This is a genomic window from Candidatus Zixiibacteriota bacterium (assembly GCA_036480375.1).
Classification (GTDB): Bacteria; Zixibacteria; MSB-5A5; order GN15; family JAAZOE01; genus JAZGGI01.
In genome coordinates this window covers 118,248-134,398 of the sequence record JAZGGI010000024.1, presented here as the reverse complement: position 1 = coordinate 134,398, position 16,151 = coordinate 118,248, and the positions used below count along the sequence as shown (strand labels likewise).

Sequence of the window (16,151 nt, the reverse complement as noted above, 5' to 3'; positions counted from 1 at the left end):
GATTCCAAGGGCCGTTATATCCGATTGTCTATTTATGCATAGTATCTAATATCTTACGAACATTAAAGAGCAACGTCTCCTCCGTAATCGGTTTATCAACGTAACCATCCGGCGGTTTCACTGTTCGCTCGTAAATCAAACGACGTAATTCCGGTTTGCCGGTAATAATGCAAACCATCATGCCCCTTAATTCCGGATCTTTGCGAATCGATTCAAAGACATCAGAACCCGATTGACCGGGCATACTCAAATCCAAAGTAATCAAATCCGGCTTTTCACGGCGCGCGGTTTCAAGCGCTTCTTCACCGGTGTAAGCCTTTATTACTTTGGCACCGTTATCTTCAAGGAGCGTTGATGCAAATGTAACAAAATCAGGCTCGTCGTCAACAACAAGAATCGTAAATCCCGCCAGTTTTCCTTCAATCGCCGCTTCTTCCGGAGGCACGATAACAGGTTCTTCAACCTTTTCGATCACGAGGGCATTGGCCACCAGGTTAACCAATTGGGTGACTTTCATATCAAGTTTGTAATGCTTGATACAATCGGCCAATCCATCGACGCAGTTGTGACAGGAAGTTACGACATACTTGGCTCCGGTTGCCGTCATCTGATCAGCCTTGATCTTGGCCGATTTCAAACGCATCGGCGTGTATTCCGACATCGACATGGCCCCGCCGCCGCCGGTACAGCAATAATTTTCGGCCCGATTGGGATACATTTCCCGGATATCTTCACAGACCAAATTCATAAGTTCGCGAGGTTCTTCAAACAATCCGCAACTTCTGGCATTATTGCAGGAATCATGAAAAGTAACCGGCTCCGGATTTTTAGATTTGTCAACTTTAATTCGGCCTTCTTTTATATATCTCAGCATTGTTATAACTGAGCTTTCCATCACGTAATTAACATCGCGCTTAGCCCAGTTGGGCCCCTCACAGCGAGTCGATCGATAACCGTGACCGCATTCGGAAATTACCAGCTTCTTTCCCTCAAGTTCTTCTACTTTTTCATAAAGACGTCGGGCAACGGCTCCGCCCAAATCATCATCGCCGGAAAATAGGCCAAAGTTAGTCATGTCCCAGCTGTCTGACGGCATCGTCCAGTCTTCGCCGGCTTCATTAAATATCAAGGCCGCGTCGCTGATCGTACGCGGGTCGTATTTTACTTCACGAGGGTTTATCGAATATACAACATCGGCGTTCTTTTTATCAATCGGAATTCCGGGATAAGTATCACCGTGCTCCATCTGTAGCTCTTCGGTTAGCCATTCCAGGGTATCGATATAATCCTCTTTGAGAACCCCCATCTGATTACCCAGTTCCCATTGGTCTTTACTAACCACGGCTACGCCCTCGGGCATAATCCCGACGGACACCAATAGCCCGCGAGCCATACGATTAAACGTCGCATAATCGACGCCCATGGGACAGTTAATGGTGCAGCGACGGCAATTAGTACATTTGCCAAAGACCGTATCTTTTAACTCTTCCAAATCATCATCGGTGTAAACCGATTTAGCGTGGACCCACCAGGGTATCACCCGACCGGTCCAGTCAAAATGTCTCTTGAATATCGAGCGAATTTTATCAGCTTTATAGGCGGGAGCGAAAGTGGGATCGCCAGGATTGGCCAGAACATAATGGCAGGCTTCGGTACAATTGCCGCAATGAACGCAGGCTATCAATGAACTGGTTATCTGGCGGTTGAGTTTTTTACCCATCCGCTCCAAAACTTTTTTGGCTTTGTGTGATCTATTATTTTCAGACATATCCATCTCCAGTTTTCATTATCAATATATTATCCGCTTTGCTCTTCGTTCATGACGAACGGCGCATCGGATATACTCCCCGTCGCCCTAACGTCTTTCCAAGATAGTAACGAGTAAACGGATAATACAGATAATGCGAAATCTTGGAAAACGGAACGTAAACTAAGAAAAAGGCCGTTTGGTAAAAGTAAATCATCATCAGAGTCTCGCCGCCCGAAATATCATTGGGCACGGCTAAAAAGGCAAAGGCAAACCAGATTGTCAAAAACCACAATGAAAAATGATCATCGGGAGTTGATATCGCCCGAATATATTTGCTTCCGACCCGCCGAATAATTCTCATCAATCCGACAATAAACGCCGCTCCGATTATAATCTGAAGCGCGGGGATGACCCCTGTAATCATCAGGAAATTCGGCAGATACGGAATAATAAACGACAGCGCGATAGCCACCGTAACTCCCAGGTGAAAGATTACAAATTGTAAATACAAAAAGAGCTTGGTGCGCGTACTTTCCATCGCCCATGGCATGGCGACATTCGCCCAGGAGTATATAATACTCTTGCGAGGCTTTAGCATACCAATGCCCGTGGGCGCCTGCCGTTCCTTGCCCGCCATAAATCGGGTCAGCCAGAATAACCGAATAATATAGACAAGGGCCATGAAGACCAGGGCTATCTCCTGTAGAGTATGCTCGGCAAAATGTAATTGACTACTCATATTGAATCCCTACCCTCCCATCTTCCTTAATTGATTCTGGCACGCCTGATATTCCCGTCTGTCATTGGCGCAAACAACGATATCTTTGATTTTCGGATTATTGGAGAGATATTCCTTAACCGCTTTCAGTGTGATTTCGGCGCTAACATCAATTGGAACGCCATAAAACCCCGATCCCATTGGAGGAAAAGCGATGCTATTGATCCCTTTTTCTTCCGCGGCGCTGAGAGTTTTGGCAATCGTTTGTTCGAGCTTCTCATTTAAATCTTCTTCCTGAAAACGAGGGCCAACGGCATGAACAATATAATTCATTTCCAAATCCCCAGCCCCCGATACATAAACATCAGTAGTTTCAAGAGACCCTTTATCTTTTAGCTCTTCCTGGATCGAAGGACCACCCCGGATGCTAATCGCCCCGCCAAATCCAGAACCCAGATTCAAGTCATGACGGGCATAATATACGAATGAATCAATCTTAAGGAGAGTAATATCATCTTGAATTAGACGAATAGTACCCCCGTTGATAGACAACGTGTCACTCATTTATCCCTCCCAATTTATTTATATTTAATTACAGAAAAGCCTCCGGTATAAACCGTCGGCGATCTGTAATCGCCCTATAACTTATTCTCAAAATGAGTCAGAAGATAATACTCACATTCTTCGCAGCTATCTTTACAATATAATTTCAGATGGCCAAATTCTTTGGGAATATGCTTCATCTCATAACATCTTTGCGAACGGCTGCGATAAGCAATGCAATGTTGGCAGTTTTCATTGAGTCCGCTCGACTTGGCAAAAAATTCCCAGCAATATTGAAAGGAATCATTTCTGTCCGGATGAAGCTCTTTTGACTTTTTCAAAAGTCGATCATCGGGCAACATCTTTTCAATCGCCTCAGCAGGAATTCGAGAATGACCTCCTGGAGTTCGATATGAAGCTATCTTTCCCGCCTTGACCCACTTAAGAACCGTGTCAGGCGCCACCGAAAGAAGTCTGGCGACTTCAGATGTTGTAAAATGCCTTTTACCCATAATGAATGGCTATTCTGATTTTTCTGACTATTATCGGAATCAATCGTATTCATCTTGATTTGTCAAGCCCTTTTTGAGAAATATTTCACAAACTTTACGCCTAACTTACTGTATAGCAATACATATTATTATCAAAAACCTGTAAATTGGTATCCTGATTATATTTACCTCGGAAATGTTTTTTATCATTTCTTATAAGAATTTACCGTTAAAATCTATAAACCATAGATACACCAACGGCATCTTTATTGATTTGTCCAATGCCAATGTTGAATTGACTAACTGAAGCCTTTTCCCAATGATCATGACCGGCCGCGATTTTTCCAACAGCCACTCCCAATAATAATCCTATTCCTCCACAGGTTATTGTAAAGAATTCCTTTCGGAACGATATAAAACTATCTTCCTGATTATGGTACTCCGCGGTGCCCCAGATTATCCCTACAACCAGACCGGATAAGGTACAAATTGGCTTTAGCCCGTCCTGAGAAGAATGCCATACATAAATTTCATTAATCGATTCAATCGGGATAACCCGTAATTCCGGATATTTGGCTCCGAAGCGAAAACGGGCATGAACTGTTTTTGCCTTAAACTTAAGATGAGCAGTATCTCTTGGCAATTTAATGATAACATCGGCATATTCAACTTCAGTCAGCGGAATGGTAATTTTCTCGCCGGACTCCAACCTACCGGTTATCGTCTGTTCCGGAGAATCATATCGGGCGCCCGGATAAGCAAAATTGATAAATGTGCTGTCATGTTTCATAACACCATAAATCTGAACTTCCCCTTCCTGTCCAATATGAATTGAATCATTACTTATCTTTATAACCTTGCCCTCAACTATGCTTCTGTCTTCGATTAGTATTTTCACCTTTTGTCCCACCTGCACCGATTTAGGTTTTTTCTTAATCATTGTTGGGACTTGGTGTCGAGCTGAGGCTCCGCTCATCCCAATTACAACCAGCACCAAACTCCAAATCATGGCGCGGATTAATATTTGGTTTTTATTCATTATCTACCTTTCGATATTACAGTTTTATTCAACTGAATATTGCGAAGCAGGATTAACGCCAAACCTCAACAATCCCCGCGTGCGCCCTATGTTGCCGCATAACAAGGGGTTATGAAAATACACATAAAACTGGTCATTGATTTTTGGTGATTATAGAATATTCAAAGAGTGGTTACCGGCTTGGCACTCGCCGGTGTCCGCGTATTATTCGGAGAGGATATCGGAGATTTTTTCTTTTAACTTCACCGCGATTAGTTTATTGGCAATAGGTGTCATATGCCTCATATCCGCTTGATACAATTCATAAGCCGGACGTCCGCTCCGGCGCAAAATCTCTCGGCAATCAATAATTTCAAATCCAGGAGCAGATAATTCTTCTATTCTCAATCCATAATAATCCGGAAACAAACTTCGCCACCGGGGTATATAAGTGTCGGCCTGATGAGGATAAGAGAGGAAAATGATGTGAGTATTTTTGGCGGCCGCGTCTTCGACCAATGCAGTCATTATTTTTTTCAATAGAGCGGCACCCTCTTCATTTCCTCTTGAAAAATGAATTTTCTTCTCGATCATCTCATAGCCATGCCAAAATAACCTCGATATGGGCAAAATTCCGAATTTCTTAAATTCCTCAAACTTTCCGAAATATCCGTCATGTACCTCAAGCCAGCATAATAATTCCGAATTGTCAAGGAGACTGTCAAACATATGACGCGGCGGCAGCGGTATCAAATTCAGTCGCCCGGAATTAATTTCAAAACGGGGTTTTAAAAATGGCATTCCGTGCGCTTCAGGATGACGAAAAGGAATGTATTGATTTATTAGTCCGCCTGTCGGTTCGCGGGGAAGTTCAACTACCAATACTCTGGGTTGAAATTCATATAACTCCTCACGATAAGCCAGATAGGACTGGTCGAGAGAATATCTCATCACACCGAAATTGACGGCCTCGGTAACCGAATCCTCAATCAGGGCCGAGATGCTGTTTTCAACCGAAATCTGAGGTCCTCCGTTAATGAGCGAACTCCCAAGGAATAATATTCGAATCGGCCTGGTCGGTTGCTTCGATACGGTAAAGGTCGTCCGGGCGCCGTATTTGTCGACTTTCCAATTATCATGCTGGCTGTTAGGCCGGTTTTGCCATCCGAGTAATTCATCCGATTGGTTAAAAGGATCTTCGTTGTTTAAAAATATTTCCGTTCGCTCGATAGCATGTTCATGCAGATATAATCTCAGATAATAATGATCAGGGATAATTTGCGGAAGAATAAATACCGTTATCAATTCTGCCGCCATGTATATCATCATCGTATAAAAAACAATCGGAGCCGTCCGTCTTATACTCAATAACTGTTTCCAGACCGGGGTTGAGAGTTTGATATTTTGTTTGTCTGGGCTCACGAATTACCTCAAAACTGGAAATAGATATAAGGGTTGACGAAATCCGGCAGACTGTTCGACAAAAACAGAATCATCGCGACATAAACCACAACCTTGACATATCCCGGCACTCTGTCTTTAATATGTGGCCGGTGTTCCAAAAACCATCCGAAGATATGGTCAATCACAATCGCTCCAAAGGCAACCCATACCAAAAAGGGCACCTCAATTGTCCCGCTGCCGCTTCCCAGGACTATCCCTTTGGTATAATTCCAGGCAGTTGAAAAATCAGGAGAGCGGAATAGAATCCGGGATAAGCATATTGCCAGTTGTGTCAGAATCCAGGCCAGAATAATACCCGTGATGCCGGGATTGTCTTTCCACCGGCCGGTATCTTTGCGCCATTTGCGCCACGTTTGGAATACCGCTATATAAAATCCATGCAATAATCCCCAGGTAACAAAGGTCCATCCGGCTCCATGCCACAAACCACTGACAAACGTTGTTATCGTGATATTGATTAGCGAGCGGCGCAATCCGCGGCGGTTGCCTCCCAGTCCGATATAAACGTAGTCGCGGAAAAAACGGGACATCGTTTTATGCCAGCGTTGCCAGTACTGAGAAATATTCCTCGAAAGATACGGAAAATCAAAATTCTCAGGAATCTTAAATCCCAGCATCTTCGCCGAGCCGATAGCCATGCTCGAATAGCCGGAAAAATCGGCGTAAATCTGGAACGTCCATCCGATTAACGCCAGCCACAGTGTCGCGCCGGAGTATTCGGTCGGATTGGCGAAAGCCGGTTCAACCAGATGCATCGCCAGCGTGTCGGCAATGAACGCTTTTTTGAAAAAACCGAATAGAAAACGCCGGAGTCCCGCTTCAAACTCCTGAGTATTGAAAACACGTTTTGCTTCAAGTTGGAATACGAATTCCCTGGCGCGGACAATCGGCCCGGCAACCAGTTGCGGGAAAAAAGCGACAAAGGCGGCGAAATCAATCAATGATGCGGTCGGTTTAAGCTTTTTGCGATAGATATCGACCGTATAGCTGATCGATTGGAAGGTATAAAACGAAATTCCAACCGGTAAAATAATGTTGGCGGCTGTCCAGGATACATTCCACCCGACTGAATTGGCCAGAGTGATAAAACTATCGGCAAAGAAATTGAAATATTTGAAATATCCCAGCAGACTAAGATTTATTACCAGACTGATAATCAATACTATTTTTCTGCGCAACGCAGAATCGCTTCGGTAAATCATGTGGCCGCTGATATAGTCGGTCAGGGTCGAAATGATAATCAGGCTCAAAAACCGCCAATCCCAGGCGGCGTAAAACAGATAGCTGGCGCCAAGCAGAAATATATTCTGGAAGCGATGCCGCAAATGCCAGTAAACGATAAATACGACGGCAAAGAATATTAAGTATGAAACAGTCGCGAAATTCATAACATATATATACGCCTATTCTACGTATAATTGTGCGATTTTATGGTCTCTCCATTGTTGTTTTAAGTATTTATCGGGTATCGCTTAAATGATAATTTTTTGATGAGCTTATATCAACAGGTTTTTGTCGGGTTTTTTGGCCAATTGGCCTCAGAACCCGACTTACAATGAGTTATCCACATTTTTATTTTTGAAAATTCCTTGTAATTTATTGTTGGGTATTCGATTGCGGGGAATTGGGTTCGTTTTGTCCTTTTACGTGCAAAGGCCTGTTTTTTGGCTGTCGGGGTGGCGACGCCACTTTTTGGCTGTCGCGCGGATGACCTACCGTCGGTTCACCGCTTCGCTAAGGAACCGACGGCACAGAGAGCAACTTCCAAAATGGGTTTGTTTCCTCAGATTAACGTTTTTGGTCATATCAAATCGGTGGTGATTGTGGCATTGCCACCTTATGGCTGTCGCGTGGATGAGCTGGATTTTTGCCATTATTTCTCCCCGGTTCAGAATGTACTGGTTTTCAACTAATTGGAGGTTTTATGAATCAATGGCGGTTTTGTGGGGGAAATGGGGGGGTTGGCAGGAATCCCGCCAAACCGGTCTTTGGCCCGTTCGGCGGGGCCAACGGAAGCTTGGGCAATAAAGCGGATGAATTTAGATGATTCAAAACTATCGAGTGATAAAACTAATCCCAAGTCTGAAGACTTGGGGCACCCTGGCAAGGATCGAACGAGTGAATATTAATATTCTTTATCCCTTGGTTTTTTACCGCTTTTCTCTCAGCAAGATGTGGGGCGCCCGGCTAATCCATCAATTAAGACATTTAGTCGGTGTAATGTCATTAACAACATATCGATATAAGAGCATCACATCAACAATATTGATAAAATCATCATTATTTAAATCGCCTGCATTATCGGGATACATATATTCCCCTTCACAAAAAACAAAAGCAGACAAGTAGGCAACATCATCTAATGCCATTAAACCATCACCATTAATGTCTCCGCACTGAAATGGAGCACCACACTGAACATAAAAACACCCAATTAAAACACCGCATTCGTTATTTGCCAGAGCACAAGGGGAATCACTAGAGATCGAAAAGTCATTATTCTCAATATCGCAAAATAGTGGATCTAAAGATATATTTCCATTTTGTCCCAAATGATGTGATATTTCTGAATCCCAATCATATTGGTTTTCTGAAATATTCGTACAAAAAAATGAAGGATTGTTATAGTCGTCACCTGAAAATGTCATGTATGAAAATGCATATTCTTCATTAAAAGCCAATATACAGTTTTCGAAGATCGGCTTGGCCGAGCTAAATAAGTTTACAGCAGATAGACCTTTATTTTTAACAAAAGTACAATTAATAAAAATGGGACTTGATTGAATACAAGAAACAGCACTTCCCTCAATAGCATCATTATTTACAAAAAGGCAATTTTTGAGAATTGTACTGCAGCCGCCGTATAAAGTCATAGCTCCTCCGTGTGTCGCAACTCTATTATCACTGAATATACAATTTTCAACAGAATAGAAACATCCTCTAATAGCACCTGCCTGATCGGCGTAATTATTTTCAAATATGCAATTTTTTAGTCGAGGAGTCGCGGACAATGTTGATATGGCCCCACCGCTTACGCGGTTGACATTACCATTTCTAAAAGTAAGTCCCTCTATAAGGCAGGTAGAATCAACATTACCTTCGATGTTAAATGCTCGACCATTATTTTCAAGGTCAATTATTGTATTTTCTGCGCCTGAAATGGAGGTGATGTATAATCCATTTGTATTTATTGTAATATTTTTATTTAAGACACCAGTATATATTCCTGGTTGAAATTGGAGAGTATCGCCTTCAATAGCATTTGAAATTGCAACTTCAATACCTTCCTGTGGAGAAATTAATATTATTTTACCATTGCATATTTGAATCAGTGATAATACAATTAGTATGGTCACAGTATAGATTGTTGGGCTTTTCATTTTTTCTCCTGGTAAGTATTAGATATAATATATAAGGCGGTTCATAATTGTCAACGGAAATGTATTGGAAATCAACCTCTTTATCTTGAGGTAGCATAATGTAGACACCTAACCTTCTGTTAATTGTCGAAACCTCCTTCGCTGCGCTCAGGACCTTCGGCAAGGGTTTCGACCTACAAAAGATTGTTAGGGCTTGCCTCTTCTCTACAATTGAAAATAAAAGATTTATCTGTCTATTAAGCCTCTTTCAAATTGCTTGACAAAGTGGGAAAAACTTTTTTTATTGGCAGGTTGTAAAAGGATATTAAGGGTAAACGCGATTTAGCCGATTTTTTTTGTATGGGTTTGTTAAAAATTTCACAATCTCGATTGAATATAATGTCTGTAACGTACAGCGACCCAACATCTTGGGCCAAGACCAAGGAGTAGCCTATGGCAGAGATTAAGCCTGTCGAAAATCAACTCGCGGCCGATGTCATGGTTGTCGGTGGAGGTATCGCCGGCATTACCAGCGCCATCGAAACGGCCGAAACGGGAAAGCAGGTCATTCTTGTGGAAAAATCACCGACGCTGGGAGGACGAGTGGCGGCGATGAATCAGTATTTTCCCAAGCTGTGCCCACCCACCTGCGGAATCGAAATAAATCTCAAACGAATTCGCGCCAGTAACAATATTCGAGTGTTGACGCTGGCCGATATTGAAGATATTTCCGGACAGCCCGGTAAATTGACGGTCACTATCAAACTCAATCCTCGCTTTGTCAACGCAAAGTGCACCTCATGCGGCGAATGCGAAAAAGTTTGCGAAATCGAACGGGATGACGAATTTAATCACGGCATGTCGAAGACCAAGGCGATTTATCAACCGCATATGCTGGCCTATCCCCCGCGCCACGTTGTTGACCCCGAGTACGCTTCGGACGACCGGATGAAAAAGGTCGCCGAGGCGTGCGAGTACGGCGCGATTGATCTGGATATGAAGGAGAAAACGGTTACGGCCGAAGTCGGCGGAATCGTTTGGGCGACCGGATGGAAGCCGTATGATGCGACAAAAATTGATAATCTCGGATTTGGCAAAGTAAAAAATGTTTTGACCAACGTTATGATGGAACGGTTGGCCGTGCCGAACGGCCCGACCGAGGGAAAAATCGTGCGTCCGTCGGATGGCAAGGAAATCAAGACGATCGGGTTTGTGCAATGCGCCGGATCGCGCGATGAGAATCATCTCCCCTACTGCTCGGCTATCTGCTGTATGGCTTCGATGAAACAGGCGACTTATGTGCGCGAGCAATATCCTGAGGCCGATATTCACCTGTTTTATATCGATGTTCGCTCCCCGGGACGGCTCGAGGATTTCTATTTTAAGATGCAGGAAGACGAAAAAATGTATTTCCATCGCGGCAAGGTCGGCAAGGTTACCGAAAATCCGGAAAATGGAAATGTGATTCTGGAAGCGGAAAATACACTAACAGGAAAGATAACTCGAACGGAAGTTGAGATGGCGATTTTGGCGACCGGCATGGTTCCCAACGCAGTCGATAACCCGCCTCCTCTGGATACCAGGCTCGATGATTTTGGATTTATCGCCCCGGATAATGATAACGGCATATATGGCGCCGGAGTCGCCAGCCGTCCTTATGATGTATCCGGAGCCAACATGGACGCGACCGGAGCGGCCCTGAAAGCTCTAACATGCGGGGTGAGGAGATAGGCCATGGAAGCAAAGATCGGAGTTTTCGTTTGTAAAGGTTGTGACATCGGCAAATCCCTCGATGTTGAGAAAATCCTTGGGGCCGGAACCGAGCAGGGCGCGGCGGTATGCAAAGACCATGATTACCTGTGCAGCCCGGAAGGTGTTCAGCTTATTCGCGATGAAATCAAGAACGAAGAATTGAATCGTGTCGTTGTCGGCGCCTGTTCTCCGCGGGTGTTTCCGGAACTGTTTGATTTTGGACCGGATAAATTGACGCATCGGGCTAATTTGCGCGAACAGGTGGCCTGGTGTCAAAAGCCCAATGATGAAGATACGCAGATGCTTGGCGAGGATCAGGTTCGGATGGGCGTGGCGGCGATGAAAGTCGCGGAAGTGCCCGAACCATTCACGGACGATACCTCCAAAGATATCCTTGTTATCGGCGGCGGCATTACCGGAATGACGGCGGCTCGCGCGGCGGCCGATGCCGGACATAAAGTGACACTGGTCGAAAAAGAAGATAAATTGGGCGGCTGGGCGACGAAATTCAAAAAAGTTTTTCCGAAAAATCCGCCTTATCGGCAGCTCGAGGATTCCGGATATAAACAGCTCATCAGCGATGTCAAGGCGCATGAGAATATCGATATTCATCTCGGAACGACTATCGCCAAAACATCGGGACAGCCGGGGATGTTTGAAGTCGATCTCAATAACGGTAATGGCGGCGGGCAGTTGAAGACCGGATCGATTATTCTGGCCACCGGCTGGAAACCATACGAGGCGAAAAAGCTGACCCATCTCGGGTATGGCTCATCGCCGGATATTGTGACTAATATCCGGATGGAAGAGATGGTCTCGCAGGGGGCGATCAACCGGCCGTCGGATGGAAAGCCGGTTGAGAGTGTCGCATTTATTCAGTGCGCCGGGTCGCGCGACCAGGAACATCTCCCCTATTGTTCGGCGGTTTGCTGCCGGGTGTCGTTGAAGCAGGCGATGTATGTGCGCGAGATGTATCCGGATGCTAAAGTGTACGTGATATATAAGGATGTCCGGTCGCCGGCTCAGTTTGAGATGTTTTATGCTCATGCTCAAAACGACGACGGGATTTTCCTGACCAAAGGCGAAATCGCTCAGGTTAAATCAGAAAACGGACAGATTCAGATTGATGTCGAGGAGACTCTGCTGGGCGAGAACATTCGGGTTAATGCTGATATGGTGGTTCTCGCGACAGGCATGGTACCGACGACTAAAGTTGATGAAGTTGCGCCGGTTGTTGAAGGCGAAGCCGCGGAAGGGTCCGAGGGTGAGGAAAAACCTGCCGAAGGCGAGACGGCTGATGGAAAGAAAGAAGCCGCGGGAGCTGAAGAGGGCGCGAAGATCATTAACCTGACTTATCGTCAGGGTACCGATTTACCGACGCTTAAGTACGGTTTTCCGGATTCGCATTTTATCTGTTTCCCATATGAAACGAGAAGAACTGCAATCTATGCGGCCGGAGGGGTTCGGGCGCCGATGGATTTCGGTTCATCGATTAATGACGCTTATGGCGCGGCGATGAAATCGATTCAGGCAGTCAATGCTATCGCTGAAGGTCGTGGGGTTCATCCTCGTTCGGGCGATATAACATACCCGGATTTCAATCTCCAGAAATGTACTCAATGTAAGCGGTGTACGGAAGAGTGTCCATTTGGAACGCTGGATGAAGATGAAAAGGGAACGCCGAAACCCAATCCGTTTCGTTGTCGGCGGTGTGGAATTTGTTTGGGGGCTTGCCCGGAACGAATAATTTCATTTAAGAATTACACCGTTCATATGATTTCATCGATGATTAAGTCGGTTTTTATTCCCGATGAATTTGAAGAAAAACCGCGTATTCTCGCCTTCGTGTGCGAAAATGACGCCATACCGTCTATTGATTTGGCGGGGCTGAAACGTTTGCAATACAACGCCATGGTGCGCATTATTCCTCTGCGGTGCCTGGGTTCGATGAATTCCGTCTGGGTCGGTGACGCCCTGTCGGTCGGTTTCGACGGCGTTTTGCTGATTGGCTGTCGGCGCGGTGATGATTATCAATGTCACTTTATCCGCGGCAGCGAACTGGCCAATACCCGAATGGAGAATGTCCGCGAGAAACTTCAACAATTGGTGCTCGAAGAAGACCGCGTTCAAATTCATGAGCTGGCTCTTTCCGATTATCATAAGATTCCAAAAATATTTGATGACTTTTTGGAGACTATGGAAGAGGTTGGTCCCAATCCATATAAAGGCATGTAATTGGCAAACCAGGACTATAAAGAGTCACATTTCTTTTCGCCCTTCGAAAATTCTTTGGAGGGCGATTTTCAATATGCGGATTTGCGGATAAAAGCGAGCCATAAATAATTATACCATCTTTTTGATTTTTGTTGGAATTTCAAGACTCAAATAAAGGTCGGCAAAAAACTCCCATATTTTTCATAATACAATGATTAATAACGTCTTATAATAGCCATGCGGCTATAAAATTAATAATTTCGGTGGCCTGATCATTTTTAAAGATAATGAAATATTTCACAAAATCTGCTTGACTTGCTGGCCGGATTTGGGTTATATTGTTTGATGAAGAAAAGTTAATTTTTAGTTTTTTTGTCCTGTTTTGGATAAAAATGTCCGATATTGTGAAAAAAAGCACAATCTCGGATTTGAGGAAATTATGGGTGGGAAATAGAAACTTTTTTATACTGTCCAATAACATAAGTAGATAAGGAGTCATAATGGCGGATCAAATCCCCAACACCCCAAAATTGGACGAACTCGAGAAGGGGCCCTGGCCTAGTTTTGTAAAAGAGATCAAGATGGCTGCCAAAAACAGCCCTATGGCCCGCGACCTGCTCGGAGTTTTAGAACTGTCCTACAATGAGAAAATCGGCCATTGGAAACATGGCGGAATCGTCGGCGTTATGGGATACGGCGGCGGCGTCATCGGCCGTTATTCCGACATGCCGGAGGAATTTCCAGGCATTTCTCATTTCCACACAATTCGAATCAATCAGCCGTCGGGCTGGTTCTACACCGCTGACGCTCTGCGCACGCTATGCGATATTTGGGACAAACATGGTTCCGGTTTGACCAACATGCACGGTTCGACCGGTGACATTGTTTTTCTGGGTTGTCGCACGGATGCGCTGGAACCGGTTTTTGAAGATTTGACCAAAGCCGGGTTTGACCTTGGCGGTTCCGGTTCTGACGTCCGTACGCCGAGTTGTTGTTGCGGTCCGGCTCGCTGCGAGTGGGCCTGTTATGACACGCTGGCGTTAACTTATGACTTGACCATGCATTATCAGGACGAACTACATCGACCAGCGTTTCCGTACAAGTTCAAATTCAAAATGTCCGGTTGTCCTAATGACTGCGTTGCCTCGATAGCCCGCGCCGATATGTCCATCATCGGCACCTGGCGCGACGACATCCAGATGAATCAGGACGAAGTCAAGAAGTATGCCGATAACGGGTTGAATATTCAGCGCGATGTCGCTGGCAACTGCCCCGGTAAATGTATGGATTGGGATGGCAACGAGTTGAAGATTGAAAACGAATACTGCGTCAGGTGCATGCACTGCATCAATGTCATGCCCAAAGCCCTGCGTCCCGGAAAAGACCGTGGCGCCTGTGTTCTTCTCGGTTCCAAGGCACCGATTGTCGAAGGCGCTTTATTATCGTCGGTGTTAATTCCATTCTGGAAACCTGAACCGCCCTACGAAGACTTGAAAGACCTGGTTGAAACTATGCACGACCTATGGTGTGAAGAAGGTAAGGCTCGTGAGCGAATTGGTGAATTCATCCAGCGTGTTGGTATGGGCAATTTCCTTGAGGAGATCGGACTTGAGCCACTTCCGGAAATGGTCGCTCATCCGCGCGAAAATCCATATGTCTTTTATGAAGAATATTATGAAGAAGATGATGGTGACGAGGGTGAGGAATAATTGCTCAACACCACACGTAAACAAGACTTTAACCTTTCGAATATAGAGGTTTTGAAAAATGGCTGAAAGATTAACAGATATTGGCCCGCCAAAATATGATAAGTTTTTGCCGCCGATTATTAAGGAAAATTACGGTAAGTGGCTTTATCATGAAGTTTTGAAGCCGGGCGTAATGGTACATGTTTCTGAGACTGGCGACAAGTTATTCACAGTACGCGTCGGCTCGCCACGGTTGGTAAGCACCGAAAAGATTCGCAATTACGCCGATCTGGCGGAAAAGTATTGCGACGGATATCTTCGTTTCACCAGTCGTCATAATGTTGAATTTCTTTTGACCAGGGAAGAAAACATTGACCCGTTGATTGCCGACGTAAAGGGTCTGGGTCACATGGTTGGCGGGATTGGCAATTCCATTTCCAGCATTGTTCATACTCAGGGCTGGATACACTGTCATTCGGCTGCGACCGATGCTTCGGGTGTTGTCAAGGCCGTGATGGATGATTTGCATGAATACTTTGAAACCATGAAACTTCCGGGCAAATTGCGCATCGCTCTGGCTTGTTGTTTGAATATGTGCGGCGCGGTTCACTGTTCGGATATCGCGATTCTCGGAATTCACCGTCGTCCGCCGAGAATTGATCATACCAAAGTGAAAAAGATGTGTGAAATCCCGAGTGTCAGCGCTTCCTGCCCGACCGCGGCGATTCGTCCGGCTACGGTCGATGGACATCCTTCGGTTGAAGTAATCGAAGACCGGTGTATGTTTTGCGCCAACTGCTACACTGTCTGTCCGGCGATGCCGATGAACGACCCACTCAACGACGGTATTTCGATTTGGGTTGGCGGCAAGGTATCCAATGCCCGCCATGAACCGATGTTCTCGAAGCTGGCAATACCGTTCATACCCAATAATCCGCCTCGCTGGCCTGAGACTACCGATGCCATCAAGAAGATTGTTGAACTGTGGGCGGCCAATGCCAATAAATATGAACGCATGGGCGAGTGGATTGAACGTATCGGCTGGCCGAAATTCTTCCGCATGACCGGCATCAAGTTCCAGAAAGAACATATCGATGACTTTAAGTACGCGGGATTGACATTTAAGCGTTCTACACATTTAACATATTAAGGAT

13 protein-coding genes are annotated in these 16,151 nt (G+C 45.1%); 5 read left to right on the top strand and 8 right to left on the bottom strand.

Features of this window, described 5'->3' with window-relative positions; translation table 11 throughout:
• Positions 1-28 precede the first annotated feature (28 nt).
• The 7 genes from V3V99_06715 to V3V99_06685 form a co-directional block, all read right to left on the bottom strand.
• A complete protein-coding gene (locus V3V99_06715; GenBank protein ID MEE9442344.1) occupies positions 29-1,768 on the bottom strand; it encodes a response regulator in 1,740 nt (579 codons plus the stop codon).
• A gap of 49 nt (positions 1,769-1,817) precedes the next feature.
• Positions 1,818-2,489, bottom strand: coding sequence for a hypothetical protein (locus V3V99_06710; GenBank protein MEE9442343.1), 672 nt, complete (start codon positions 2,487-2,489; stop codon positions 1,818-1,820).
• A gap of 9 nt (positions 2,490-2,498) precedes the next feature.
• Positions 2,499-3,032 (bottom strand): macro domain-containing protein, encoded by a 534-nt coding sequence (locus tag V3V99_06705; protein MEE9442342.1) that lies wholly within the window; start codon positions 3,030-3,032, stop codon positions 2,499-2,501.
• Positions 3,033-3,106: 74 nt separating this feature from the next.
• Positions 3,107-3,523 carry a helix-turn-helix domain-containing protein gene (locus V3V99_06700; protein ID MEE9442341.1) on the bottom strand — a complete coding sequence of 139 codons (417 nt, stop codon included), beginning with the start codon at positions 3,521-3,523 and terminating at the stop codon, positions 3,107-3,109.
• Between the two features lie 208 nt (positions 3,524-3,731).
• A complete protein-coding gene (locus V3V99_06695) occupies positions 3,732-4,442 on the bottom strand; it encodes a hypothetical protein (GenBank protein ID MEE9442340.1) in 711 nt (236 codons plus the stop codon).
• A gap of 303 nt (positions 4,443-4,745) precedes the next feature.
• Positions 4,746-5,942: a hypothetical protein gene (locus V3V99_06690; protein ID MEE9442339.1), complete on the bottom strand. Its 1,197-nt coding sequence runs from the start codon at positions 5,940-5,942 to the stop codon at positions 4,746-4,748.
• An 8-nt stretch (positions 5,943-5,950) separates the two neighbouring features.
• The gene (locus V3V99_06685; GenBank protein ID MEE9442338.1) at positions 5,951-7,372 is read right to left on the bottom strand and encodes an MBOAT family O-acyltransferase; all 1,422 of its coding nucleotides are present in this window, start codon (positions 7,370-7,372) and stop codon (positions 5,951-5,953) included.
• A 288-nt stretch (positions 7,373-7,660) separates the two neighbouring features.
• Between V3V99_06685 and V3V99_06680 the strand changes: the two genes are divergently transcribed.
• Positions 7,661-7,897, top strand: coding sequence for a hypothetical protein (locus tag V3V99_06680; GenBank protein ID MEE9442337.1), 237 nt, complete (start codon positions 7,661-7,663; stop codon positions 7,895-7,897).
• A 282-nt stretch (positions 7,898-8,179) separates the two neighbouring features.
• Here V3V99_06680 and V3V99_06675 read toward each other — a convergent pair whose 3' ends face one another.
• Entirely contained in the window at positions 8,180-9,364 is a 1,185-nt protein-coding gene (locus V3V99_06675; protein MEE9442336.1) for a hypothetical protein, read from the bottom strand.
• Positions 9,365-9,796: 432 nt separating this feature from the next.
• Between V3V99_06675 and V3V99_06670 the strand changes: the two genes are divergently transcribed.
• From V3V99_06670 to dsrB, 4 genes are all read left to right on the top strand, one after another.
• Complete coding sequence (locus V3V99_06670; GenBank protein ID MEE9442335.1) at positions 9,797-11,074, top strand: CoB--CoM heterodisulfide reductase iron-sulfur subunit A family protein; 1,278 nt, start codon at positions 9,797-9,799, stop codon at positions 11,072-11,074.
• 3 nt (positions 11,075-11,077) lie between these two features.
• A complete protein-coding gene (locus tag V3V99_06665) occupies positions 11,078-13,330 on the top strand; it encodes an FAD-dependent oxidoreductase (GenBank protein MEE9442334.1) in 2,253 nt (750 codons plus the stop codon).
• Positions 13,331-13,809: 479 nt separating this feature from the next.
• Positions 13,810-15,018, top strand: coding sequence for a dissimilatory-type sulfite reductase subunit alpha (dsrA, locus tag V3V99_06660; GenBank protein ID MEE9442333.1), 1,209 nt, complete (start codon positions 13,810-13,812; stop codon positions 15,016-15,018).
• A gap of 58 nt (positions 15,019-15,076) precedes the next feature.
• Complete coding sequence (dsrB, locus tag V3V99_06655) at positions 15,077-16,147, top strand: dissimilatory-type sulfite reductase subunit beta (GenBank protein MEE9442332.1); 1,071 nt, start codon at positions 15,077-15,079, stop codon at positions 16,145-16,147.
• The last annotated feature ends 4 nt before the right edge of the window (positions 16,148-16,151 follow it).

Coding starts and splice junctions, on each gene's coding strand:
- dsrA (MEE9442333.1), top strand. CDS start 13,810: ATGGCGGATCAAATCCCCAACACCCCAAAATTGGACGAACTCGAGAAG.
- V3V99_06685 (MEE9442338.1), bottom strand. CDS start 7,372: ATGAATTTCGCGACTGTTTCATACTTAATATTCTTTGCCGTCGTATTT.
- V3V99_06670 (MEE9442335.1), top strand. CDS start 9,797: ATGGCAGAGATTAAGCCTGTCGAAAATCAACTCGCGGCCGATGTCATG.
- V3V99_06700 (MEE9442341.1), bottom strand. CDS start 3,523: ATGGGTAAAAGGCATTTTACAACATCTGAAGTCGCCAGACTTCTTTCG.
- V3V99_06695 (MEE9442340.1), bottom strand. CDS start 4,442: ATGATTAAGAAAAAACCTAAATCGGTGCAGGTGGGACAAAAGGTGAAA.
- V3V99_06715 (MEE9442344.1), bottom strand. CDS start 1,768: ATGTCTGAAAATAATAGATCACACAAAGCCAAAAAAGTTTTGGAGCGG.
- V3V99_06705 (MEE9442342.1), bottom strand. CDS start 3,032: ATGAGTGACACGTTGTCTATCAACGGGGGTACTATTCGTCTAATTCAA.
- V3V99_06710 (MEE9442343.1), bottom strand. CDS start 2,489: ATGAGTAGTCAATTACATTTTGCCGAGCATACTCTACAGGAGATAGCC.
- V3V99_06675 (MEE9442336.1), bottom strand. CDS start 9,364: ATGAAAAGCCCAACAATCTATACTGTGACCATACTAATTGTATTATCA.
- V3V99_06665 (MEE9442334.1), top strand. CDS start 11,078: ATGGAAGCAAAGATCGGAGTTTTCGTTTGTAAAGGTTGTGACATCGGC.
- dsrB (MEE9442332.1), top strand. CDS start 15,077: ATGGCTGAAAGATTAACAGATATTGGCCCGCCAAAATATGATAAGTTT.